Annotated in this window: 16 protein-coding genes; 11 read left to right on the top strand and 5 right to left on the bottom strand. The window is 61.9% G+C overall.

What is annotated here, in order from left to right; translation table 11 throughout:
- Positions 1 to 174 precede the first annotated feature (174 nt).
- The 4 genes from CAF80_RS08075 (at position 175) to CAF80_RS08060 (ending at position 4,256) form a co-directional block, all read left to right on the top strand.
- Positions 175 to 1,848, top strand: a complete 1,674-nt coding sequence (locus tag CAF80_RS08075) for a nitrite/sulfite reductase (RefSeq protein ID WP_085667124.1) — start codon at positions 175 to 177, stop codon at positions 1,846 to 1,848.
- Positions 1,845 to 2,324 (top strand): DUF934 domain-containing protein, encoded by a 480-nt coding sequence (locus CAF80_RS08070; RefSeq protein WP_085667123.1) that lies wholly within the window; start codon positions 1,845 to 1,847, stop codon positions 2,322 to 2,324. Before CAF80_RS08075 ends, CAF80_RS08070 begins: the two co-directional genes overlap by 4 nt.
- A gap of 129 nt (positions 2,325 to 2,453) precedes the next feature.
- Positions 2,454 to 3,428 carry a hypothetical protein gene (locus tag CAF80_RS08065; protein WP_064381826.1) on the top strand — a complete coding sequence of 325 codons (975 nt, stop codon included), beginning with the start codon at positions 2,454 to 2,456 and terminating at the stop codon, positions 3,426 to 3,428.
- A gap of 156 nt (positions 3,429 to 3,584) precedes the next feature.
- Entirely contained in the window at positions 3,585 to 4,256 is a 672-nt protein-coding gene (locus CAF80_RS08060) for a DUF3313 domain-containing protein (protein WP_085667122.1), read from the top strand.
- Between the two features lie 49 nt (positions 4,257 to 4,305).
- Here the strand turns inward: CAF80_RS08060 and CAF80_RS08055 are convergent, their stop codons facing one another.
- The 3 genes from CAF80_RS08055 to CAF80_RS08045 all read right to left on the bottom strand — a co-directional run bounded on the left by CAF80_RS08055 (position 4,306) and on the right by CAF80_RS08045 (position 7,513).
- Positions 4,306 to 5,301, bottom strand: coding sequence for a DUF3829 domain-containing protein (locus CAF80_RS08055; RefSeq protein ID WP_085667121.1), 996 nt, complete (start codon positions 5,299 to 5,301; stop codon positions 4,306 to 4,308).
- On the bottom strand, positions 5,298 to 6,938 hold the full coding sequence (locus tag CAF80_RS08050) for a J domain-containing protein (RefSeq protein ID WP_085667120.1): 1,641 nt from the start codon (positions 6,936 to 6,938) through the stop codon (positions 5,298 to 5,300). Before CAF80_RS08050 ends, CAF80_RS08055 begins: the two co-directional genes overlap by 4 nt.
- A 149-nt stretch (positions 6,939 to 7,087) precedes the next feature.
- A complete protein-coding gene (locus CAF80_RS08045; protein ID WP_074690904.1) occupies positions 7,088 to 7,513 on the bottom strand; it encodes a YciI family protein in 426 nt (141 codons plus the stop codon).
- 270 nt (positions 7,514 to 7,783) lie between these two features.
- Here CAF80_RS08045 and tpx point away from each other — a divergent pair, with 270 nt between their 5' ends.
- The 7 genes from tpx (at position 7,784) to CAF80_RS08010 (ending at position 20,879) form a co-directional block, all read left to right on the top strand.
- Complete coding sequence (tpx, locus tag CAF80_RS08040) at positions 7,784 to 8,284, top strand: thiol peroxidase (protein ID WP_074690905.1); 501 nt, start codon at positions 7,784 to 7,786, stop codon at positions 8,282 to 8,284.
- Between the two features lie 175 nt (positions 8,285 to 8,459).
- Complete coding sequence (locus tag CAF80_RS08035; RefSeq protein WP_039772384.1) at positions 8,460 to 9,767, top strand: MdtA/MuxA family multidrug efflux RND transporter periplasmic adaptor subunit; 1,308 nt, start codon at positions 8,460 to 8,462, stop codon at positions 9,765 to 9,767.
- Complete coding sequence (locus CAF80_RS08030; RefSeq protein WP_085667119.1) at positions 9,764 to 12,856, top strand: MdtB/MuxB family multidrug efflux RND transporter permease subunit; 3,093 nt, start codon at positions 9,764 to 9,766, stop codon at positions 12,854 to 12,856. Before CAF80_RS08035 ends, CAF80_RS08030 begins: the two co-directional genes overlap by 4 nt.
- 112 nt (positions 12,857 to 12,968) lie before the next feature.
- Entirely contained in the window at positions 12,969 to 16,076 is a 3,108-nt protein-coding gene (locus CAF80_RS08025; protein WP_085667118.1) for an efflux RND transporter permease subunit, read from the top strand.
- Positions 16,073 to 17,542: an efflux transporter outer membrane subunit gene (locus tag CAF80_RS08020; protein WP_085667117.1), complete on the top strand. Its 1,470-nt coding sequence runs from the start codon at positions 16,073 to 16,075 to the stop codon at positions 17,540 to 17,542. The genes CAF80_RS08025 and CAF80_RS08020 overlap by 4 nt, the downstream gene beginning before the upstream one ends.
- Before the next feature lie 423 nt (positions 17,543 to 17,965).
- The gene (locus CAF80_RS08015) at positions 17,966 to 20,047 is read left to right on the top strand and encodes a bifunctional diguanylate cyclase/phosphodiesterase (RefSeq protein ID WP_039772391.1); all 2,082 of its coding nucleotides are present in this window, start codon (positions 17,966 to 17,968) and stop codon (positions 20,045 to 20,047) included.
- Positions 20,048 to 20,132: 85 nt separating this feature from the next.
- Positions 20,133 to 20,879 carry an SDR family oxidoreductase gene (locus CAF80_RS08010; protein WP_039772394.1) on the top strand — a complete coding sequence of 249 codons (747 nt, stop codon included), beginning with the start codon at positions 20,133 to 20,135 and terminating at the stop codon, positions 20,877 to 20,879.
- A gap of 144 nt (positions 20,880 to 21,023) precedes the next feature.
- Here the strand turns inward: CAF80_RS08010 and mapR are convergent, their stop codons facing one another.
- Complete coding sequence (gene mapR / locus CAF80_RS08005) at positions 21,024 to 22,433, bottom strand: GntR family transcriptional regulator MpaR (RefSeq protein ID WP_085667116.1); 1,410 nt, start codon at positions 22,431 to 22,433, stop codon at positions 21,024 to 21,026.
- Positions 22,434 to 22,654: 221 nt separating this feature from the next.
- Entirely contained in the window at positions 22,655 to 24,085 is a 1,431-nt protein-coding gene (gene ccoG / locus CAF80_RS08000) for a cytochrome c oxidase accessory protein CcoG (protein ID WP_085667115.1), read from the bottom strand.
- Positions 24,086 to 24,248: the final 163 nt, after the last annotated feature.

Here is a 24,248-nt window from a genome sequence, read left to right as displayed (position 1 = left end):
AATCTGTTGTGCACTGCGCCGCTCGTCCATAGTCGTAAAAAATCCTGTGGGAGCGGGCTTGCTCGCGAATGCGGAGTGTCAGCCAACAAGTAAGTTGCCTGACACTCCGCATTCGCGAGCAAGCCCGCTCCCACAGTTCTTGACCGCGATCAAAACTGATGAGGTGGCAGTTGCATGTATCAATACGATGATTACGACCGGGCGCTGGTGTTCGAGCGCGTTGCGCAATTTCGCGATCAGGTCGAGCGCTTCATGGCCGGAGAGTTGAGCGAAGAAGAGTTCCTGCCGCTGCGCCTGCAAAACGGCCTGTACATGCAAAAGCACGCGTACATGCTGCGGGTGGCCATTCCTTACGGCACGCTGAGCGCCGAACAGATGCGCACACTGGCAAGCATCGCCCGGGACTACGACCGTGGTTACGGCCACTTCACCACCCGGCAGAACATGCAGTTCAACTGGATCGAACTGCACGAAGTGCCGGACATCCTCGAGCGCTTGGCGCAGGTCCACATGCATGCGATCCAGACCTCGGGCAATTGCGTGCGCAACATCACCACCGAAGCCTTCGCCGGGGTCGCGGCGGACGAACTGATCGACCCGCGTCCGCTGGCGGAAATCCTGCGGCAATGGTCGACGATCAACCCGGAATTCCTGTTCCTGCCGCGCAAGTTCAAGATCGCCATCTGCTCGGCGAAGCAGGATCGCGCGGCGATCATGATGCACGACATCGGTCTCTACCTTTACCCCGGTCGTGACGGCCAGATGCTGCTGCGAGTGATCGTCGGCGGCGGGTTGGGGCGCACGCCGATTCTCGGTCTGCAAATTCGCGATGGCCTGCCGTGGCAACACTTGCTGTCCTACGTCGAGGCGGTGCTGCGGGTTTACAACCGCCACGGCCGACGCGACAACAAGTACAAGGCGCGGATCAAGATTCTGGTCAAGGCGCTGGGCATCAAGGCGTTCGCCAAGGAAGTCGAAGAGGAATGGCAACACCTCAAGGACGGCCCGGCGCAATTGACCGAGGATGAATACCAGCGAGTCGCCAGTGCCTTCGTGCCGCCGAGCTATCGCACGCTGGCGGACACCGATCTGGATTACGGCACGCACCTGGCCGACAACCCGGCGTTCGCCCGTTGGGTCGCGCGCAACGTGCAGCCGCACAAAGTGCCGGGCTACACCAGCGTGGTGCTGTCGACCAAACCGGGCCTGGCCTCGCCGCCGGGGGACGTCACCGATGCGCAGATGCTGGCCGTGGCCGACTGGTCGAAGCGTTTCGGTTTCGGCGAAATCCGCATCGCCCACGAACAGAATATCGTCCTGCCGGATGTGCCCAAGTCCAATCTGTACACGCTGTGGCAATTGGCGAAAGAGCAGGGGCTGGGCGTCGCCAACGTCGGCCTGCTGACCGACATCATCGCCTGCCCCGGCGGTGATTTCTGTGCGCTGGCCAATGCCAAGTCCATCCCGATTGCCCAGGCGATTCAGGCGCGGTTCGACAACCTCGATTACCTGCACGACCTCGGTGACATCAGCCTGAACATCTCCGGCTGCATGAACGCCTGCGGCCATCACCATATCGGCAACATCGGGATTCTCGGCGTCGATAAAAACGGCAGCGAGTGGTATCAGATCACCCTTGGCGGCGCCCAAGGCAAGAACAGCGCACTGGGCAAGGTCATCGGCCCCTCGTTCAGCGCCGCCGAAGTGCCGCAGGTGATCGAGCGGATCATCGGCACCTTCGTCCGTTATCGCGAGGCTGAAGAACTGTTCGTCGATACCGTGGCGCGCATCGGCCTGGAGCCGTTCAAGGAGCGGGTCTACCCGAAAGCGCTGGAGGTACCGGCATGAATAATCTGCTGCGGATGGAGGCGAGTGGGGCGCGGATCGTGCTCGATGATCCATGGACGCTGATCCGCTCGCCAGAAACGAATGACAGCACTGAAATGCTGATTCTGCCGCTGGCCCACTGGCTCGAATCGCCCTCGACCCATGCGGTCTGGCTCGGCCCGGACGACGGCGTCGAAAGCCTGCTGCCATGGCTGACCTCGCTGCCCCTGATCGCCCTCGATTTCCCGAACTTTCGCGACGGCCGCGCCTACAGCCAGGCCTATCTGCTGCGCAGCCGTTTCGGCTGGAAAGGCGAGTTGCGCGCCATCGGCGATGTGCTGCGCGACCAGCTCAGCCACATGCGCCAGTGCGGTTTCGACAGCTTCGCCGTGCGCGAGGACAAATCCGCCGAGGATGCGCTCAAGGGCCTGGCCGGGATGAGCGTGTTGTACGGGCGCTCGGTGATCGAGCCGCGACCGTTGTTCCGGCGCAGGTGATGCAGGGGAAACCCTTAGAACCCTGATGAATCGGGGATTTTTCCTTGGGTCGATGGTGGCCTTTTGGTAGAGTCCCCGTCGCCAGCGGGTTTTCGGCTGGACGACGGAACGAAGAAGGGAGTCTGATCAGTGAGTCCGGGCAAAAAAATTCTGGGCATCACCGCGTTGCTGCTGATGGTGACGCTGTGGGCCGGTTACATCTATGTGTTCAACGAAAACCGTGGCGGCCAGCTCGGCGGCGTCGGCGAAAGCACCGCCTGGTGCGGCACGCCGCCGAACACCGAAGCGGCGCTGCTGGGCAAGGATCAACTGACCCTGCGCATCACCAACAACCTGCGCGGCGAGTTCATGCTCAGCGGCGCAGTGGTGGTCTCCGAACGCACCTTCAACCGCTATGACCTGGGCCGCAACGAACTGCGTCTGCGCCTGGAACCGTTGCAGTGGTCGTTCGGCGTCACGCCGATCTTCCTCGAACAGGTGAAAGTCCTGCCCCTGAGCCGCAACCTCGCCTCGACCGACAAGAGCGCCTTCGCCGAACTCGAATCGCGGCCGATCAGCGTCCAGGGCCGGGTCACCGAGTTTCCTTTCGACACCTATCGCTACGGCTACAAGCCAGTCCTGTATTACCTCAAGGGCAGCGAGCGCATCGACCTGCGCTTCAAGAACATCACCACGCTGATGGAGATGTCCAACACCTTCACGCCGATCCAGAAGTACAACCGCGCCGACTACATCAACGAGAAAAACTCGATGATCCGCGACGAGGACTACAAGGCCTACGGCCCCCACGAATGCGCGTTCAGCGTCGAGCGCAAAGGCTCGTTCAAGGTCGTGGTGCTGTTGATGCTGCTGGTGCTGTGCCTGCCGTTGCTGCTGGTGTTCTACCGCGATGAGCCGGGGATCGACTTCCTTGCCACGCTGGTGGGGATCGGCGTGGTACGCACGGTGCTGGTGGGGCCGGTGCAGGATTTCCAGCTGTACAACATTGATTTTCTGTTTGGCGCGGCGATTTTGCTGGTGGGCACGGTGTCGCTGATCAAGGCGATGCGGGCCAACAGCCGGCGGGAGATGGCGTTGCGCAGTGGGGAGACTTCGAGCTGGTAGAAGAAAGCCTTGAGCGCCTGTGATGGTCCGGACCTTTCAAAGGTCCGGACCCGACGTTGCGCAATGTTGGGGTTTCTGATCGCAAACGGCGCGAATTTAGCTATACCTGTAACTCCCCCGACGCAATAAATTCGGCCTTCCGACAGGAGTTACAGCATGAAGCTAGCCGTAATGATGAGCACCCTGTGCATTGCCACGCTGGGCGTGGTGGGCTGCTCCAGCAAAACCGTCGCACCCGACGAGTACTCAGGCTTCCTCAAGGACTACAGCCAGCTGAGGGAGGCCAAATCCCCGTCGGGGGCTGAAGTGATGCGCTGGATTGACCCGAAAATCGATATCAGCAAATTCACCAGCTTCTACGTCGAACCGACCCAGCTCTATCCCAAACCGCAACCCACCGTGAAGATTCCGCAGCAGACCCTCAACGGCATCACCAGCTACTACGATCAGGCGCTCAAGCGTGAACTGGGCAAATCCCTGCCGCTGGCCTCGGGCCCTGGGCCGGGTGTGATTGTGGTACGTGCGGCGATCACCGCCGTGAGCAGCAAGACCGAAGGCCTGCATGCTTATGAGGTGATTCCGGTGGCGTTGGTGGCGGCAGCGGTCAGTACCGCCAGCGGCATTCGCGATCAGGAAACCACGTTGGCGACCGAAGCGGTGTTCCTCGATGGCGGCACCAACAAGGTGGCGGCGCAGGTGGTGCGCAAAGGCACCGGCAAACCGCTGGAAAACGATTCGCAGGTGATGAAGGCCGATGACGTGAAAAGCGTGATCGATGGCTGGGCGGCGGATCTGCATCAGTCCTACCTCAAGCTCAAGGCCAAGTAAGACCGGCACGCCGGGTCGCCTCTGAGGACGATCCGGCGTGTGCACTACGTCAGAAGCTGGCGCGGGCCAGGCGGTTGTAATGGCTGAGCAAGCCGTCGTAACGGCGGGTCACGGCGTAGTAGTCCTCGCTCAAACGTTCGGGCTTAGCGTGGTTGTGCCAGTCTGCTTGCAGGGTGTTCAACGCCTCGAGATAGTCTTGCCCCGGCTCGCCGATGCGCAGCCACAGATCCCGTGCGGCATCGGTCTTGTTCTGGAATCCACCCGTGCGCGGTGCGAGCCAGGGTTCGCGACGGTTCCACGCCTGTTGCAACTTCGCGGTGGTGTCGGCCAGCAATTTTTGGGTCAGAGTGCGATTTTTCATCGCTTCGTCGAGCACGTCGACGGTCTCCCGCGCTTGAATCATGTACGCCAGCAAGTCCCAGTGAATGTCCCTGCCCAGACGAGCCTCGATCAGCTTGAGCTGTTCGGGACGCTGCGCAGCGTCGAGCGGCAGCAGGCTTTGCCGCAGAGCCGTCGAGGCGTCGATGTACTCCTGTGAAACGCGCTCGATCGCAGCCAGTTCTCCAGGGGAGGGCTGTTGCGACCCGGAGGTGAAACTCGCCTCCCGGTAAAACCGCGTGGGTGCAATGGTGGTCGTAACGTGACTCAGCGCCCGGACGTACTCGTTCGCCTGTCGCGCCAGTTCAGGCTGCCACGCCAGAAGATCGAGTTTTTCCGTGAGGCCCTGACCGCAGACATCGCGCTGAATGTCCCGCACATTGAACGCGTCGCTGTCGTCGAAATCCTTGAGGCTCTTCAACCAGCGTTGGTCGCGGGGTAAGGGCGGTTGAGGGTTCTTGTAACGGTCGTAGGCCACTCGCCATTGCACGTCGATCCGGTTGACGCAGGCGATCACCGGGCTCAGGGCATTGGCTTGAGCGGTGAGCGGCGCATCGCGCCCGTCCAGCCAGAGATCGAGCTGGAGGAAAGGCCGGATCGCGCCCGTCAGCCCCATGATCACCAGCGCGAAGAAGATCCCGACGCAAAACATCACTCTGGTGGTCATGGGCGCGCCTCCTTGCCGTACCACTGCTCAACGGTGGCCGGTGCGCTGCATTCGGCGGTGGTGGCCGGCAAGCGGCTGCACAGGCGTTCGGTCCAGGGTTGCAGACCCTGATTGCGATTGACCGTGCCTTGGCTGGCGACCACTTTGAACACGCCGAGCACGAGGGCCAGCACCAGAATTCCGAGGATCGTCACGCCGACTTTCACGGCAGGTCGGCTTTCTTCCCAGGACACCCGCGGCCTGGACTGCCAGCGGCGCACCAGTCCGAAGGTCGCCAGGGTCGCGGCGTACACCCCGCCGGCAATCGGGCCGAAAAACCAGCCGAGCCCGGCCACCATCAATGCGCCGGGCACCAGGTCGCGCAGCACGCCGAACGGCGGCGAGTCTTTGAAAACTCCGGGGCAAAGAGCGGCGCTGAGCCGGTCATCCAGCCGCCATACGCGATGAGCAACGTTGTGCACCAGCCAATTGAGCCCGGCCACGATCACGCCAAACACCACGGTCGAGATCATGACGATATTGATCAGTCCACTGAGGCGCACACCCAACGGAATGTAATGGGTGAACGCGCCAATCAGGCAGGCCAGCACCACGCCCACGTAGGTCGGCCAGTCATTGAAGCTCAGTTCCCAGCTTTGCCAAAAAAACGCCGTGCCGCCGGGCATCTGCGCGCAGACCTTGGGGTGATTGGCGTACAGCTCCGAACTCAACTTGCGGCATTGCGCCCAGTCGTCCTCGCGCAGGCGTCGGGCCAGTGCGCGACGGGCGCTGAACGAGCCGGTGCCCAGCAGCAGGCGGGCGGCGCGGTGTTCGGGGGTGACAGCGGGCTCCGTGGCCAGTTGTTGCTGGTGAGCCAGGAAAAGCGGCGCATTCTGGCGAGCCAGCAGGCGTTGCCATTCGCCGTCAGGGCAGGGATTTCCCGTGCAGCCGTGCCAGCCTTGATTGTTGCGCACCCGTTCGAAAATCTCGGGAGACCAGACCGGGGCATCCAGCAGTAAATGGCTGAGCATCCGGTTGAACCATTCCTGTTGCAGTGCAATCGCGAGCCAGTTGTGCTCCCCGCAACGCTCGTAGGCCTGGAGGAAACCTTCAACGTCTTCGCGTTCAAGGGCATCGTGCATCGGTTGCACAATGCGCGCGCGTTGTCGATCCAGCAACAGGTCTATCGATATGTGGTCGAGTTCGAGGCGTTGCCAGGCGCTGAACCAGAAGAAAGTCGGGATGGCCCAGTCCACCAGCGTCTGCGAAGTCTCGGGGTGTTCAATGCAATGATGCAGCACCGTGTCTTCGAAGATGTGCGCGCAGCCCTCTTCGCGGGTGATGGCAAGGCGACGGTTCAGCTCTTCGATGCCGAGCCCGTCCAGCGGGCGGATCGCCAGTTTCAGGGCATCGACCTCGACCACGGTAAGACCGCTCAGGTCCCAGGACTCTTGAATGTCCTGATTCTGCTCCTCATCCTGCTCTTCGTACCGCTGCCATGCCTTGTAGGCCAGCGCCTGCTCATAGGCTTCGCGCAGCCGCTGGAAACCCTCGGGGTCGTCGTCGGGGCGGGTCTGTTTGAGCAGGACGGCATATTGGCGTTTGATCGTGCGCACATCGGCGTCGGCCGACAGGCCAAGGACGGTCCAGCAACTCATTGCGATGACAACTCCATAAAAACTGCGACGCGATCCAGTGGTGGCATTGTGATGTTGCGCACCCTACCTGTTTCGCGCCGAAAAGTCCTCGTGTCTCGCTCAGTCGTCACCGGCCTTACGGAAAATGCTGACGTGCTCGATTCGGGGCTTCAGTGTTTTTTGGCTTGCTCGCGTATGCGTTCTTCCTGCTCGCGCAGTTCCGGGGTGAACTCGGCGCCGAAATCTTCCGCGCTGAACACCTGGCGAATCTCGATTTCCGATTCAGTGCCCGGCATGGGGTTCGGGCAACGCTTGACCCACTCGATGGCTTCCTCTTTGGACTTGACGTCCCAGATCCAGTAACCGGCGATCAGCTCTTTGGTCTCGGCAAACGGGCCGTCGATCACGCTGCGGTTTTCACCGCTGAAGCGCACACGGGCGCCTTTGCTGCTGGGGTGAAGGCCGTCGGCAGAAACCAGAATGCCGGCCTTGGCCAGTTCCTCGTTGTAGTTGCCCATGTCCGTCAACAATTGCTCGCTGGGCATCACGCCGGCTTCGGAGTCGTGGCTGGCTTTGACAATGATCATGAAGCGCATGGTGTTTCTCCGCAGGTAAGTGAGGGATTCATGGCTTAGTCGAACGGCCGGGGTCTGAATCGACAGGTCGTTAAAGAAAAGACGCAGACTTGCGTTTTAACAAGCATCACCCTCTTTGAGAGCGGGGATGTGGGGCTACTGGAGAATGTGTATCCAGTTTTGCGTGCCAGCACATGACAATTTCAGTCCAGGCATAGGTCGTCGGACAATTTCGTGGTTAACTTCTGCCTCTTGCATGCTTTCCCAACAACGTTAAGAAGGACTCCGTTCATGGCTCAAGTCACGCTCAAAGGCAACCCGGTTCAAGTCAACGGCCAACTGCCACAAGCCGGTTCCAAGGCGCCAGCCTTTTCCCTGGTAGCCGGCAATCTGTCCGACGTCACCCTGAAAGACTTCGCCGGCAAGCGCAAAGTGCTGAACATCTTCCCAAGCGTCGACACCCCGACCTGCGCCACCTCCGTGCGCAAGTTCAACGCTCAGGCCAACGACATCAGCAACACTGTTGTGCTGTGCATCTCGGCTGACCTGCCGTTCGCCCAGGCTCGTTTTTGCGGCGCCGAAGGCCTGGAAAACGTACAAAACCTGTCGACCCTGCGCGGCACCGAGTTCCTCGAGAACTACGGCGTGGCCATCGCTGACGGCCCGCTGAAAGGCCTGACCGCCCGTGCGGTGGTTGTTCTGGACGAAAACGACAACGTCCTGCACAGCGAACTGGTCAAGGAAATTGCCGAAGAGCCTGACTACGAAGCGGCGCTGTCCGTTCTCAAGTAAGCGCTTTTACAATTGTTAACGGCCTGGCTCTGTCCAGGCCGTTTTCATTTGTGTATCAGTGTTTTGCCTCACACCTTGAAACGTAAGTGGAAGGTAAATTGCCGGTAAAGCTGCTTTGCTAAATCCCCACCAGTGCTTATCGTTCAGCCTCCCGTAAAAGAAGCCCACGCGCCCAATGGTTAATCACTCCATGCAATCGTCTTCCCGAAACTCCCGTCGCTGGCTGCTGAGCCTGCTTGTCCTGCTGGTCATTGCCGGTCTGTGCTGGAAATTCTGGCCCGCCGGTTCGACCCACAAGGAGGGCGGCGAGAAGGCGCAGGCCGGCCACACTGGCCGTTCGGGGATGATGCGTCCGGGCTTCGGCGGGGCGGGTGGGCCGATTCCGGTACGCGTGGCGCCGGCGGTCACCGGGGACTTCCCGCTGTACTACAAGGCCCTCGGTACGGTGACGGCGCTCAACACCATCAATGTGCGCAGCCGGGTCGGTGGCGAACTGGTGAAGATTTATTTCGAGGAAGGGCAAATGGTCAAGGCCGGTGACCTGCTGGCGGAGATCGACCCGCGTCCGTACCAGAACGCCTTGCTCCAGGCGGAAGGCACCTTGCTGCAGAATCAGGCGCAGTTGAAGAACGCCCAGGTCGATGTCGAGCGCTATCGCGGCCTGTACAAGGAAGACAGCATCGCCAAGCAGACGCTGGACACCGCCGAAGCGCTGGTCGGCCAATACCTCGGCACCGTGAAAACCAATCAGGCGGCGGTCAACGACGCCAAGCTCAATCTCGAATTCACCAAGATCCGCGCACCGATTGCCGGTCGCGTCGGCCTGCGTCAGCTCGACGTCGGCAACCTCGTGGCGGCCAACGACACGACCTCCCTGGCGGTGATCACCCAGACCCAACCGATCAGCGTCGCCTTCACCCTGCCGGAAAACAGCCTGGAAACCGTGCTCGCCCGCTACCGCAGCGGCGCCAAACTGCCGGCGGAGGCCTGGGATCGTGGCGACACCAAACTGCAAGCCACCGGTGTGCTGCAAAGCCTCGACAACCAGATCGACGTGACCACCGGTACCCTGAAATTCAAGGCGCGCTACGAGAACCGCGATCAGTCGCTGTTCCCCAACCAGTTCGTCAACGTTCACCTGCTGGCCGACACCTTGAAAGGTGTGGTGCTGGCGCCGTCCGCCGCCATCCAGTTCGGCACCAACGGCACCTTCGTTTACGCGCTGGACGGCGACAAGAAAGTCACCATCCGCCAATTGAAGATCGGTGCCAGCGACGGCGAAAACACGGTGGTCACCGAAGGTCTTGCCGCCGGCGACCGGGTGGTGCTGGAAGGCACCGACCGTCTGAAGGAAGGCAGCGAAGTGGAAGTGGTCAACGACAGCAAGGATGTGCCGACCACCCCGACCGAGCACCTGCAAGGCAAGTCCGCCGCCACTGCGCCTGACGCCACCGTCACCGACAAGGCCAAGAAGGGCGCATGAACATTTCGCGTCTGTTCATCCTCCGCCCGGTCGCCACCACGCTGAGCATGCTGGCCATCGTGCTGGCCGGTCTGATCGCCTATCGCCTGCTGCCGGTTTCGGCCTTGCCGCAGGTCGATTACCCGACCATCCGGGTCATGACTTTGTATCCGGGCGCCAGCCCGGACGTCATGACCAGTGCCGTCACCGCGCCGCTGGAGCGTCAGTTCGGGCAGATGCCGGGCCTCACGCAAATGGCCTCGACCAGTTCCGGCGGCGCGTCGGTGCTGACCCTGCGGTTCAGCCTCGACATCAACATGGACGTCGCCGAACAGCAGGTGCAGGCCGCGATCAACGCCGCGACCAACCTGTTGCCGACCGACTTGCCCGCGCCGCCGGTGTACAACAAGGTCAACCCGGCGGACACCCCGGTGCTGACCCTGGCCATCACCTCGAAAACCATGTTGCTGCCCAAACTCAATGATCTGGTCGATACGCGCATGGCGCAGAAGATCGCCCAGATCAGCGGCGTCGGTATGGTCAGCATTGCCGGCGGTCAGCGTCAGGCGGTGCGGATCAAGGTCAACCCGGAGGCCCTCGCGGCCAACGGCCTGAACCTGTCGGACGTGCGCACGCTGATCAGTGCGTCCAACGTCAACCAGCCCAAGGGCAACTTCGACGGCCCGACCCGGGTGTCGATGCTCGACGCCAACGACCAGCTGACGTCGCCCAAGGATTACGCCAACCTGATCCTGGCCTACGCCAACGGTGCGCCGCTGCGGCTCAAGGATGTCGCGCAGATTGTCGACGGCGCCGAGAACGAGCGTCTGGCGGCATGGGCCAACCAGAATCAGGCCGTTCTGCTGAACATCCAGCGTCAACCGGGCGCCAACGTGATCGAAGTAGTCGACCGGATCAAGGCACTGCTGCCGAGCATCACCGACAACCTGCCGGCCGGTCTCGACGTAGTCGTGCTGACCGACCGCACCCAGACCATCCGTGCCTCGGTCACCGACGTGCAACATGAACTGCTGATCGCCATCGCGCTGGTGGTGATGGTGACGTTCCTGTTCCTGCGGCGCGCCAGTGCCACGATCATTCCGTCGGTGGCCGTGCCGCTGTCGCTGATCGGTACGTTCGGCGTGATGTACCTCGCCGGCTTCTCGGTCAACAACCTGACGCTGATGGCACTGACCATCGCCACCGGTTTCGTGGTCGACGATGCGATCGTGATGCTGGAAAACATCGCGCGTTTCATCGAGGAGGGCGACAGTCCGATGCAGGCTGCGCTCAAGGGCGCGAAGCAGATCGGTTTCACCCTGATTTCCCTGACCCTGTCGCTGATCGCGGTACTGATTCCGCTGCTGTTCATGGCCGACGTCGTGGGGCGGTTGTTCCGCGAATTCGCCATCACCCTGGCGGTAGCGATCCTGATTTCCCTGGTGGTCTCGCTGACCCTGACGCCGATGATGTGCGCGCGTCTGCTCAAGCGTGAGCCGGAAGCACATGAGCAGGGCCGTTTCTACCGCGCCAGTGGTGCGTTCATCGACTGGATGATCGCCGCTTACGGCCGCAAGTTGCAGTGGGTGCTCAAGCACCAGCCGCTGACCCTGCTGGTGGCCATCGGCACGCTGGCCCTGACCGTGTTCCTTTATATGGTGGTGCCCAAGGGCTTCTTTCCTGTGCAGGACACCGGGGTGATCCAGGGTATTTCCGAAGCACCGCAGTCGATTTCCTTCGCAGCGATGGGCGAGCGTCAGCAGGCGCTGGCCAAGGTGATTCTGGAAGATCCGGCGGTAGAAAGCCTGTCGTCCTACATTGGGGTCGACGGTGACAACGCCACGCTCAACAGCGGTCGGTTGCTGATCAACCTCAAGCCCCACGGCCAGCGTGATCTGACGGCGACCGAAGTGATTGCCCGCCTGCAACCGCAGTTGGACAAGCTTGTCGGCATCCGTCTGTTCATGCAGCCGGTGCAGGACCTGACCATCGAAGACCGCGTCAGCCGTACTCAGTATCAGTTCAGCATGTCGTCGCCGGATTCCGAATTGCTCAGTCTGTGGAGCGGCCGTCTGGTCGAGGCTCTGGCCCAGCGCCCGGAACTGACCGACGTCGCCAGCGACTTGCAGGACAAGGGTTTGCAGGTGTTCCTGGTCATCGACCGCGACGCCGCTTCACGGCTGGGTGTGTCGGTCTCGAATATCACCGACGCGCTGTACGACGCGTTCGGCCAGCGGCAGATCTCGACCATCTACACCCAGGCCAGCCAGTACCGCGTGGTGCTGCAGGCTCAGGCCGGAGAGAAGATTGGCCCGCAGGCGCTGGATCAGATTCACGTCAAGACCACCGATGGCGGGCAGGTGCGGTTGTCGAGTCTGGCCCACGTCGAAGAGCGGCAGGCGCAACTGGCGATTACCCACATCGGCCAGTTCCCGGCGGTGATGATGTCGTTCAACCTCGCACCCGGCGTGGCGCTGGGGCATGCGGTGGACATCATCGAGCAGGTGCAGAAGGACATCGGCATGCCGATCGGCGTGCAGACCCAGTTCCAGGGCGCGGCTGAAGCGTTCCAGGCGTCGCTGTCGAGCACCTTGCTGCTGATTCTGGCGGCGGTGGTGACCATGTACATCGTGCTCGGCGTGCTTTACGAGAGCTACATTCACCCGATCACCATTCTGTCGACCTTGCCGTCGGCGGCGGTGGGGGCGTTGCTGGCGTTGCTGCTCAGCGGCAATGATCTGGGGATGATCGCGATCATCGGCATCATCCTGCTGATCGGTATCGTGAAGAAGAACGCGATCATGATGATCGACTTCGCCCTCGACGCCGAACGCACTCAGGGCATGGCGCCGGAGCAGGCGATTTATCAGGCGGCGCTGTTGCGCTTCCGGCCGATTGTGATGACGACGCTGGCGGCGCTGTTCGGCGCAGTGCCGCTGATGCTGGCCACCGGTTCCGGTGCTGAATTGCGTCAACCGCTGGGTCTGGTGATGGTCGGCGGGTTGCTGGTGAGTCAGGTGCTGACCTTATTCACGACGCCCGTGATTTACCTGGCTTTTGATCGGTTGGGACGGCGTTGGGCGAAGTCCGGCACAGGAGAGGTTGCGTGAAGGGCGACGTGAATACAGCTGCAAGCGTCAAGCTTCGAGCTGCAAGAGAAAAGCGGACTCGGAACAGGTTTTTAGCTTGCGGCTTGCAGCTTGCCGCTAGTGGTTGCCACCTATGAATCTTTCGGGTCCTTTCATCAAGCGCCCCGTGGCAACCATGCTGCTTTCATTGGCGATCATGCTGCTGGGCGGTGTGAGCTTCGGCCTGCTGCCGGTGTCGCCGCTGCCGCAAATGGACTTCCCGGTGATCGTGGTGCAGGCCAGCCTGCCCGGCGCCAGTCCGGAGGTCATGGCGTCCACCGTGGCCACGCCGCTGGAGCGCTCGTTCGGCGCCATCGCCGGCGTCAACACCATGAGCAGCCGTTCCAGCCAGGGCTCGACCCGGGTGATTCTGCAATTCGACCTCGACCGCGACATCAACGGCGCGGCGCGCGAAGTGCAGGCGGCGATCAACGCCTCGCGCAACCTGCTGCCGAGCGGGATGCGCAGCATGCCGACCTACAAGAAGGTCAACCCGTCGCAGGCACCGATCATGGTGCTGTCGCTGACCTCGGACGTGCTGGAAAAAGGCCAGCTCTATGACCTGGCGTCGACCATCCTGTCCCAGAGTCTGTCCCAGGTGCAGGGCGTCGGTGAAGTGCAGATCGGCGGCAGCTCTTTGCCGGCGGTGCGCATCGAACTCGAGCCCCAGGCACTGAACCAGTACGGCGTGGCGCTGGACGATGTGCGCAAGACCATCGCCGAAGCGAACGTGCGTCGGCCCAAGGGCTCGGTCGAAGACGACCAGCGCCTGTGGCAGATCCAGGCCAACGACCAGTTGGAGAAAGCCAAGGATTACGAATCGCTGATCATCCACTACAACGGCGGCGCGGCCCTGCGTCTGAAAGACGTGGCCAAGGTCAGCGACGGCGTGGAAGACCGCTACAACAGCGGTTTCTTCAACGACGACGCGGCTGTGTTGCTGGTGATCAACCGCCAGGCCGGCGCCAACATCATCGAGACGGTCAACGAGATCAAGGCGCAGTTGCCGGCGTTGCAGGCGGTGCTGCCGGCCAGCGTCAAACTGAACCTGGCGATGGATCGCTCGCCGGTGATCAAGGCCACCCTGCACGAAGCGGAAATGACCCTGCTGATCGCCGTGGCGCTGGTGATTCTGGTGGTGTTCCTGTTTCTCGGCAATTTCCGTGCGTCCCTGATTCCGACGTTGGCGGTGCCGGTGTCGCTGGTCGGCACCTTTGCGGTGATGTACCTCTACGGCTTCTCGCTGAACAACCTGTCGCTGATGGCGCTGATTCTCGCCACCGGGCTGGTGGTGGACGACGCCATCGTGGTGCTGGAGAACATTTCCCGGCACATCGACGAAGGCGTCAAACCGATGAAGGCCGCGTACCTCGGGGCCAAGGAAGTCGGGTTTACCTTGCTGTCGATGAACGTCTCGCTGGTGGCGGTGTTCCTGTCGATCCTGTTCATGGGCGGGATCATCGAAAGCCTGTTCCGCGAGTTCTCCATCACCCTGGCCGCGGCCATCGTGGTGTCGCTGGTGGTTTCTTTGACGCTGACCCCGATGCTATGCGCCCGCTGGCTCAAACCCCATACGCCGGGCGAGGAAAACCGCCTGCAACGCTGGAGCCGCCGCACCAACGACTGGATGGTCGGCAAATACGCCACCAGCCTCGATTGGGTGTTGCGTCATCGGCGCCTGACCTTGCTGAGCCTGATCATCACCGTCGGGGTGAACGTCGCCCTCTATGTGGTGGTGCCGAAAACCTTCATGCCGCAGCAGGACACCGGCCAGTTGATCGGTTTCGTGCGCGGTGACGACGGTCTGTCGTTCAGTGTGATGCAGCCGAAAATGGAGACCTTCCGCCGCGCCGTGCTCAAGGACGACGCGGTAGAAAGCGTGGCCGGGTTCATCGGTGGCACCAACGGCACCAACAACGCCTTCATGCTGGTACGCCTGAAACCGATCAAGGAGCGCAATATCTCGGCGCAGAAGGTCATTGAGCGTCTGCGCAAGGAAATGCCCAAGGTGGCCGGCGCTCAACTGATGCTGATGGCCGACCAGGACCTGCAGTTCGGCGGCGGTCGCGAGCAGACCACTTCGCAGTACAGCTACATTCTGCAAAGCGGTGATCTGGGCGAGTTGCGCGAGTGGTACCCGAAAGTGGTCACCGCGTTGCGGGCCTTGCCCGAGCTGACCGCCATCGATGCCCGCGAAGGCGCGGGTGCGCAGCAGGTGACATTGATCGTCGACCGCGATCAGGCCAAGCGCCTGGGCGTGGACATGGAAATGGTCACGGCGGTGCTCAATAACGCCTACAGCCAGCGGCAGATTTCCACGATCTACGACAGCCTTAACCAGTATCAGGTGGTGATGGAGGTCAATCCGAAATACGCTCAGGACCCGGTGACGCTCAAGCAGGTCCAGGTGATCACCGCCGACGGTGCGCGGATTCCGCTGTCGACCTTCGCTCACTATGAAAACAGCCTGGAAGACGACCGGGTCAGCCACGAAGGCCAGTTTGCTTCCGAGAGCATTTCCTTTGACATGGCCGAAGGCGTGACGGTGGAGCAGGGCAGTGCCGCCATCGAACGGGCGATTGCCAAACTTGGCCTGCCGGAAGACGTGATCGTGAAAATGGCCGGCACCGCCGATGCCTTCGCCGCTACCCAGAAGAGCCAGCCGTTCATGATCCTCGGTGCGCTGCTGGCGGTGTATCTGGTGCTGGGCGTGCTGTATGAAAGCTACATTCACCCGCTGACGATCCTGTCGACGCTGCCATCGGCCGGGGTCGGCGCGCTGCTGTCGATCTATGTGCTGGGCGGCGAGTTCAGCCTGATCTCGCTGCTCGGGCTGTTCCTGCTGATCGGCGTGGTGAAGAAGAACGCGATCCTGATGATCGACCTGGCGCTGCAACTGGAGCGTCACCAAGGCATGGCGCCGCTGGAGTCGATCCGCAGCGCCTGTCTGCAGCGCTTGCGGCCGATCCTGATGACCACGCTGGCGGCGATCCTCGGCGCCTTGCCGTTGCTGCTGAGCCGGGCCGAAGGCGCGGAAATGCGCCAGCCGCTGGGCCTGACCATCATCGGCGGGCTGATTTTCAGCCAGGTGCTGACCCTTTACACCACGCCTGTGGTTTACCTCTATCTCGACAAGTTGCGCCATCGTTTCAACAAATGGCGTGGCGTGCGCACCGATGCCGCTCTGGAAACTCCGCTATGACTGACCGTTCGCTTATCAATCTGGCCACTGTCCGCGGCTCGCGCCTGCTGAGCCTGTCTCTGTGCGTGGCGATGCTCAGTGCTTGCGCCGTCGGCCCGGACTACCAGCGCCCGCAGACCGCCGAAATCGCCCAGTACAAGGAAGCCGAAGGCTGGCGTCAGGCCAACCCGAGAGATTCCCTGGCACGCGGCGCGTGGTGGGAGCTGTATGGCGACCGTCAGCTCAACGAGCTGATCGAGAAACTCAACAGCTCCAACCAGACCGTCGCCCAGTCCGAGGCCCAGTACCGTCAGGCCCAGGCGTTGGTGCGCAGTGCGCGCGGCGCGTTTTATCCGAGTATTGATCTGAGTGCCGGCAAGACCCGTTCCAGTCAGGGTACCGGTAGCAGCAGTTCAAGCCTGAGCAGTTCCTCCAGCGGTATTCGTGACACTTACAGTGCGCAACTGGGCGTGAGTTGGGAAGCCGATGTCTGGGGCAAATTGCGCCGTGGCCTGGAAGCCAATGAGGCCAGCGCTCAGGCGAGCTATGCCGATCTGGCGGCGATGCGTTTGAGCCAGCAATCCGAGCTGGTGCAGAACTACCTGCAATTGCGGGTGATCGATCAGCAGAAGCGCTTGCTCGAATCGACAGTGGCCGCTTACGAGCGCTCGCTGAAAATGACCATGAACCAGTACAACGCCGGGGTTTCCGGGCGGGACGCGGTGGCGCAGGCGCAGACCCAGCTGAAAACCACTCAGGGTGATCTGGTGGACCTGATCTGGCAACGGGCGCAGTTCGAAAACGCCATCGCGGTACTGACCGGCCAGCCCCCCGCCGAATTCAATATTGCCGAGGCCCAGGACATTCCCAAGCTGCCGCAGATTCCGCTGAGCCTGCCGTCGCAGTTGCTTGAGCGCCGTCCGGACATCGCCTCGGCGGAGCGCTCGGTGATCGCCGCCAACGCCAACATCGGCGTGGCCAAGGCCGCGTATTACCCCGACTTCAGCCTGAGCATGAGCGGTGGTTACAGCAGCAGTACCTCGCAGAACCTGATCAGCCTGCCGAACCGCTTCTGGTCGGTCGGGCCGAAAATGACTTTGCCGCTGTTCGACGGCGGCATCCGTTCGGCCGAAGTCGACCGCACCGAAGCGGTGTACGACCAGACCGTGGCCAAATACCGCCAGACCGTGCTCGACGGTTTCCGCGAGGTGGAAAACTATCTGGTGCAATTGAAGGTGTACGAAGACGAAGCGGTCGTGCGCCAGGAAGCCCTCGATGCGGCACGGGATTCGTTGCGTCTGACGGAAAACCAGTACAAGGCCGGGGTGATTGCTTATCTCGATGTGGTGACGGTGCAGGCCACGGCGTTGAGTAATGAACGCACTGTCCTGAATATCCTGCAGAGCCGTTTGATTGCCAGTGTGCAGTTGATCGCGGCGCTGGGCGGTGGCTGGGACGGGGAGCTGGAAACCACTGATAACCGCTGACGTGAAGTCATGATCGTTCCCACGCTCCGCGTGGGAATGCAGCCCGGGACGCTCCGCGTCCCTTCCAGAGCCGAACGCGGAGCGTCCGTTGAGGCATTCCCACGCAGAGCGTTGATCGTTCCCACGCTCCGCGTGGGAATGCAGCCCGGGACGCTCCGCGTTCCTTCCATGGCAGGACGCAGAGCGTCCGTTGAGGCATTCCCACGCAGAGCGTGGGAACGATCTGTCGCTTTAACGGGAACGATCTGTTCTGTGCCCTGGCGACCGGGCTAGAGCCTTGTCAGACGATCAAACAAGCGTTTCATCGGGTTGATGGCCATTTGATTACTTTGTCAGTGCGTTCTTCTGCGCAATCAGTACAATCGGCGCATTTGGCCCCGCGGAGAACGGACGCAGTACGGCGGGGTGGTCACGAGAATTCCCATGCTCATCGGTAGCTACTCCTTCACGCTGGTTTTCATTTCGCTGTGTGTGGCGATCCTCGCTTCCTACACCGCGCTCGATCTCACCGGGCGCATTGCCACTGCCAAGGGCCGCGCCGTGCATTTATGGACGGCCGGCGGAGCGTTTGCCATGGGCATCGGCGTCTGGTCGATGCACTTCATTGGCATGCTGGCGTTCAAGCTGCCGATCAGCCTCGGTTACGACATTTCGATCACGGCGCTTTCATTGCTGATCGCCGTGCTGTCCTGCGGTTTCGCGCTGTGGCTGGTCAGTCAGCCGAAACTGCCGGCCTGGCAACTGGCCTTTGGCGCGTTGATCATGGGCGCCGGCATCAGCGCCATGCATTACACCGGCATGGCCGCGATGCGCATGCAGCCGGGCATCGACTACGATCCGACACTGTTCGGCGCCTCGTTGTTGATCGCTGTCGGCGCTTCGGCGGCAGCGCTGTGGATCGCCTTTCGCCTGCGTCAGCATTCGCCTTACGTGCGGCTGTTTCGGGCCGGGGCGGCGATTGTCATGGGCGTGGCGATTGTCGGCATGCACTACACCGGCATGGCGGCGGCGCGGTTTCCCGAGGGCAGTTTCTGCGGCGCGGCACTCAGCGGTCTGAACGGCAACGGCCTCGACAATCTGGTGCTGATCACCACGCTGGCGGTGCTGGCCATTGCGCTGCTGACCTCGATTCTCGACGCCCGCCTCGAAGCCCGCACCGCTGATCTGGCCCATTCGTTGACCGTGGCCAACCGTGAGCTCACCCAACTGGCGTTGCACGACACCCTGACCGGCCTGCCCAACCGCATGCTGCTGGATGACCGGATCAATCAGGCGATGAAAAAGGTCAACGAGCAGGGCGGCTGTTTTGCGCTGATGTTCATCGATCTGGACGGCTTCAAACCGGTCAACGACGCTTTCGGTCACCACATGGGCGATCAGTTGCTGCGCGAAGTGGCGGTGCGTCTGCGCGAAGATTTGCGCAGCCTCGACACGCTGGCGCGGATCGGTGGCGATGAGTTTGTCCTGCTGGTGCGCCTGACCGAACCCAACGATGCACTGGGTCTGGCGGCGCGTCAGGTCGGCTTGATCGCCCGGTCGTTCCGGGTCGCCGAGCATGAGTTGCAGATTTCCGCCAGCGTCGGCATTGCCCTGTACCCCGGCAACGGGGAGAGCGCTCAGGAACTGCTGATGAACGCTGACGCCGCGATGTACCACGCCAAGGGCGGCGGCAAGAACGGTTACAGCTTCTTCGACGTTTCGATGAACAGCAACGCGCGCAAGCAACTGCAATTGCTGCAGGACTTGCGGGCGGCGCTGGAGCATGGCGAGTTCAGCCTGCATTACCAACCCAAATTTCATGCGGCCGACGGTCGTCCGGTCGGTGCCGAAGCCTTGTTGCGCTGGGAACATCCGACCCAGGGCATGCTGATGCCGGACAAGTTCATCGATCTGGCGGAGAAGACCGGGCTGATCATTCCGATTGGCGAGTGGGTGCTCAATGAGGCCTGCCGGCAGATGCGCGAGTGGTACGTGCTGGGCTACACCGACTGGCGGATTGCGGTGAACCTGTCGGCGTTGCAGTTCTGCCATGCAGGGCTGGTAAGCAGCGTGGCCAAGGCCCTGGCCACCCACCATTTACCGGCCAACAGCCTGACCCTGGAAATCACCGAAACCACCGCCATGAGTGACGCCGATGCGAGCATGACGGTGTTGCAGGAACTGTCCGACATGGGCGTCGACCTGTCCATCGACGACTTCGGCACCGGTTATTCGAGCCTGATGTACCTCAAGCGTCTGCCGGCCAACGAGCTGAAGATCGATCGCGGTTTCGTCCGTGACCTGGAACACGACAGCGATGACGCGGCCATCGTCTCGGCGATCGTCGCCCTCGGTCAGGCGCTGGGGCTGCGCATCGTGGCTGAAGGCGTGGAAACCGATTCGCAGCAGGATTTCCTGACGCAACTGGGCTGCGATTCGCTGCAGGGTTATCTGCTCGGTCACCCGATGCCGGCGGATCGCTTCCTGCAGGACATCGTGCGCGGCAAACAATTGGCGGTGAGCTGAGCCGCTAATCGCAGGTCATGCAAAACCCTGCAATGACGGTTATTCTTGCCCCGACTGTTACGTGTGCATCGGGGGAAAGGCCAGCATGGATAAAGTCATTGTGATCACCGGCGGTGGTCGTGGAATCGGCGCCGCCACCGCGCTGTTGGCTGCCGAGCAAGGCTATCGGATCTGCATCAATTACCAGACCGACGAACAGGCCGCTCACCACGTGCTGGACCAGGTGCGTGAGCGCGGCGCCACAGCCATCGCCGTGCGTGCCGACGTCAGTATCGAAGACGAAGTGATTGCGCTGTTTCACCGGGTCGACACCGAACTGGGCCGCGTCACCGCCCTGGTCAACAACGCCGGCACCGTGGGGCAAAAATCCCGGGTCGACGAAATGTCCGAATTCCGCATTCTCAAAATCATGAAAACCAATGTGCTGGCGCCGATCCTCTGCGCCAAGCACGCGATCCTGCGCATGTCGCCCAAACACGGCGGGCAGGGTGGCAGCATCGTCAACGTCTCCTCGGTCGCCGCGCGGCTGGGCTCGCCGAATGAATATGTCGATTACGCGGCGTCCAAAGGCGCGCTGGATACGTTCACCATCGGTCTGTCCAAGGAAGTGGCGGGCGAGGGGATTCGGGTGAATGCGGTGCGTCCGGGTTACATCTATACCGACTTCCACGCCTTGAGCGGCGACCCGGATCGGGTCAGCAAGCTGGAGTCGGCGATTCCGATGGCCCGGGGCGGGCGGCCGGATGAAGTGGCGGAGGCGATTGTCTGGTTGCTGTCGGACAAGGCTTCGTATGCCACGGGGACTTTCGTCGATCTCGGCGGCGGCCGTTAATGATCGTTCCCACGCTCCGCGTGGGAATGCAGCCCAGGACGCTCCGCGTCCCCTCCAGAGCTGGAACGCGGAGCGTCCCTTGAGGCATTCCCACGCGGACGGTTCGACGCCTCGACGTGGGAACGATCAACGATCAGCGGCCACTCAGAACGACCGCACAATCCGCCCCAACGTCTCCATCGCCTTCTCCGCATCCTCGGTCCACGGGCTGCCGTAGTTCAGTCGAATGCAATTTCTGAAGCGCTGGGTCGGCGAAAAGATCGGCCCCGGCGCAATGCTGATGCCCTGCGCCAACGCCATCTGAAACAACTTCAACGAATCCATCTGCGGTGGCAGTTCCAGCCACAGAAAATAACCGCCGGCGGGTTGGCTCACGCGTGTCTGCGCCGGGAAGTAGCGGGCGATGGCCGCGAGCATGGCGCTTTGCTGTTCTTCCAGGGCGTAGCGCAGTTTGCGCAGGTGACGGTCGTAGCCGCCGTGTTGCAGGTAGTCGGCGATGGCCGCTTGTGCCGGCATCGAGGCGCACAGCGAGGTCATCAGTTTCAGTCGTTCGATTTTCTGTGCGTAGCGGCCGGCGGCGACCCAGCCGATTCGGTAGCCGGGGGCCAGGCTCTTGGCGAACGAGCCGCAGTGCATCACCAGCCCTTCGGTGTCGAAGGCTTTGGCGGGTTTCGGCGCCTGCTGGCCGTAATAGAGTTCGGCGTAGACGTCGTCTTCGATCAGCGGCACCTGATGCTGTTTCAGCAGTTCCACCAGTTCCTGTTTCTTGGCCTCGGGCATGGTCGCGCCCATCGGGTTCTGGAAACTGGTCATGCACCAGCAGGCCTTGATCGGGTGCCGTTCCAGTGTCTGGGCAAGCACGCCGAGGTCGATGCCGTCGCGCGGGTGCACAGGGATTTCCACGGCTTTGAGCTTCAGGCGTTCGAGTACTTGCAGGCTGGCGTAGAACGCCGGGGCTTCGATGGCCACCAGATCACCGGGTTCGGTCACGGCTTGCAGGCACAGGTTCAGTGCTTCGAGGGCGCCGTTGGTGATCAGCAGTTCTTCCATCGGCAGCATCAGGCCGCCCACCATGTAGCGCAGGGCGATCTGCCGGCGCAGTTGCGGATTGCCCGGCGACATGTCGGTGACCACCATGCGCGGGTCCATCTCTCGGGCGGCGCTGGCCAGCGAGCGGGACAGGCGTTGCAGCGGGAACAGGGTCGGGCTGGGGAACGCCGAGCCGAACGGCACGGTGCTTGGGTCCTTGATCGATTCCAGTACCGAGAACACCAGTTCGCTGACGTCGACCTTGGTGGACTCGTTGACTTGGCTGCTGATCACCGGCTCCGAGAACGGGCTCGGGGCGTAGGTGTTGACGAAGTAGCCGGAACGCGGGCGGGCACGAATCAGGCCGCGACGTTCCAGCAGGTAATAGGCCTGGAACACCGTGGACGGGCTGACCCCGTAAGTCTGGCTCGCGTAGCGCACCGACGGCACCCGCTGACCGGGGCCGAGGACGCCGGAGCGGATCAGTTCAGCGATGTCGTCGGCGAATTTTTCGTAGCGTTTCATCGGGGGCCTTGGTGCTGGTTGAATGTGTAGAGTGTCAGGGAAAAGCCCCCTCACCCTAGCCCTCTCCCGGAGGGAGAGGGGACTGAACGAGTTGTTTGTTCGAGTTACGCCGACTTGAAAGTCCGGAGTCGAACTCGGGTTTGCAAGCAACTGAGATCTGCTCCCTTTCCCCCTCGCCCCCTCGGGGGAGAGGGCTGGGGTGAGGGGGCGATTCTAAGGGATCAGCGATTCATCGGCGCAACAAACCGGCTCTTCGCCACGCTATAAATCCCCGGCTCATCACTGTCGGCAATCTTGAAACTCAAGGTCTGTGAGCTGCTGGCCGGGCGTTCGGAGGTCATCGCCACCGACACCGGCACATCGACGATCTCGCCCGGCGCCAGGCTCAGTTCGGTCTTGCCTTGCAGCTCGAAGCCTTCACCGTCCACCAGCGTCAGGTTGTAGTCCTGCCGCTGCTGGGTTTTGTTGATGACCTTGAGGGTGTAGATGTTTTCGATCTGGCCCTGAGCGTTTTCACGGAACAGGCCACGGTCCTTGGTCACGTCCAGCGAGACCATTGGTCGTTCCACCAACGCCAGGGCGAGGGCGCCGATCATCACCACCAGCACCGCGACGTAGCCGATCAGCCTTGGACGCAGCAGATGCGTCTTGCCACCCTGCAACTCGCGCTCGGAGGTATAGCGAATCAGGCCACGGGCGTAATTCATCTTGTCCATGATCGAGTCGCAGGCATCGATGCACGCCGCGCAACCGATGCATTCCATTTGCAGGCCGTCGCGGATGTCGATGCCGGTCGGGCAGACCTGCACGCACAACTGGCAGTCGATGCAATCGCCGAGGCCGGCTTCGGCCGGTTTCACCTCGCGCTTGCGCGGGCCCCGGTTTTCGCCACGGGCGGCGTCGTAGGAAATGGTCAGGGTGTCCTTGTCGAACATCACGCTCTGGAATCGCGCATACGGGCACATGTGCATGCACACCGCTTCACGCAGCCAGCCGGCATTGATGTAGGTGGCAGCGGTAAAGAACAGCACCCAGAACAGACTGACGCCGCCGATCTGCAGGGTCAGCAGTTCTTCGGCCAGCGGCCGGATCGGGGTGAAGTAGCCGACGAAGGTCAGACCGGTCAGCACACTGATCGCCAGCCACAGCGTGTGCTTGGCCGCACGCCGCGCCAGTTTGTTCAAGCTCCAGGGCGCCGCCTGCAACTTGATCCGCTGGTTGCGCTCGCCTTCGGTGATCTTCTCGCACCACATGAAGATCCACGTCCACGAACTCTGCGGGCAGGTGTAGCCACACCAGACCCGGCCGGCGAACACGGTAATCGCGAACAGGCCGAACGCGGCGATGATCAGCAGCGCCGACAGCAGAATGAAATCCTGCGGCCAGAAGGTCGCGCCAAAGATGTGGAATTTGCTTTCGGAAAGGTCCCAAAGCACCGCCTGACGTCCGCCCCAGTTCAGCCATACCGTGCCGAAAAACAACAGAAACAGAAACCCCGCGCCGCTCATGCGCAAGGTGCGGAACAGGCCGGTGAAGCTGCGGGTGAAGATCTGGTTGTCGCTGGTGGCGTGTTTCGCCTTCATTGGGCGCGCCGGGACTTTTTTTATCCGGGGAGATACTTCTACGGTTCGGACGGGGATTCGTTCGCTCATGGTCGTTCGCTCATCAGCCTCCATCAGGCCAGGGAACTATGAGCGGCGATCTGTTTGCATAACAGACTCAGGTATTTCAATAAAAAGCGTATCAGATGGGCTGTTCTGCCACGCCTGCGACAACTTGAAGCAGCCCGCAGGCCAAAGCGCAGAGGCCTATCCC

Origin of the sequence: Pseudomonas sp. B34(2017), assembly GCF_002112915.1 — a bacterium.
Classification (GTDB): domain Bacteria; phylum Pseudomonadota; class Gammaproteobacteria; order Pseudomonadales; family Pseudomonadaceae; genus Aquipseudomonas; species Aquipseudomonas pharyngis.
Note: the sequence above shows the minus strand (reverse complement) of the source record. Positions and strands in the feature narration are given on the sequence as shown.

Excerpts from the sequence above, each read along its gene's own strand:
- CAF80_RS08025 (WP_085667118.1), top strand. The coding sequence starts at position 12,969 with ATGAATCTTTCGGGTCCTTTCATCAAGCGCCCCGTGGCAACCATGCTG.
- tpx (WP_074690905.1), top strand. The coding sequence starts at position 7,784 with ATGGCTCAAGTCACGCTCAAAGGCAACCCGGTTCAAGTCAACGGCCAA.
- CAF80_RS08010 (WP_039772394.1), top strand. The coding sequence starts at position 20,133 with ATGGATAAAGTCATTGTGATCACCGGCGGTGGTCGTGGAATCGGCGCC.
- CAF80_RS08070 (WP_085667123.1), top strand. The coding sequence starts at position 1,845 with ATGAATAATCTGCTGCGGATGGAGGCGAGTGGGGCGCGGATCGTGCTC.
- CAF80_RS08035 (WP_039772384.1), top strand. The coding sequence starts at position 8,460 with ATGGTTAATCACTCCATGCAATCGTCTTCCCGAAACTCCCGTCGCTGG.
- CAF80_RS08020 (WP_085667117.1), top strand. The coding sequence starts at position 16,073 with ATGACTGACCGTTCGCTTATCAATCTGGCCACTGTCCGCGGCTCGCGC.
- CAF80_RS08060 (WP_085667122.1), top strand. The coding sequence starts at position 3,585 with ATGAAGCTAGCCGTAATGATGAGCACCCTGTGCATTGCCACGCTGGGC.
- CAF80_RS08055 (WP_085667121.1), bottom strand. The coding sequence starts at position 5,301 with ATGACCACCAGAGTGATGTTTTGCGTCGGGATCTTCTTCGCGCTGGTG.
- CAF80_RS08015 (WP_039772391.1), top strand. The coding sequence starts at position 17,966 with ATGCTCATCGGTAGCTACTCCTTCACGCTGGTTTTCATTTCGCTGTGT.
- CAF80_RS08075 (WP_085667124.1), top strand. The coding sequence starts at position 175 with ATGTATCAATACGATGATTACGACCGGGCGCTGGTGTTCGAGCGCGTT.
- CAF80_RS08030 (WP_085667119.1), top strand. The coding sequence starts at position 9,764 with ATGAACATTTCGCGTCTGTTCATCCTCCGCCCGGTCGCCACCACGCTG.
- mapR (WP_085667116.1), bottom strand. The coding sequence starts at position 22,433 with ATGAAACGCTACGAAAAATTCGCCGACGACATCGCTGAACTGATCCGC.
- ccoG (WP_085667115.1), bottom strand. The coding sequence starts at position 24,085 with ATGAGCGAACGAATCCCCGTCCGAACCGTAGAAGTATCTCCCCGGATA.
- CAF80_RS08050 (WP_085667120.1), bottom strand. The coding sequence starts at position 6,938 with ATGAGTTGCTGGACCGTCCTTGGCCTGTCGGCCGACGCCGATGTGCGC.
- CAF80_RS08045 (WP_074690904.1), bottom strand. The coding sequence starts at position 7,513 with ATGCGCTTCATGATCATTGTCAAAGCCAGCCACGACTCCGAAGCCGGC.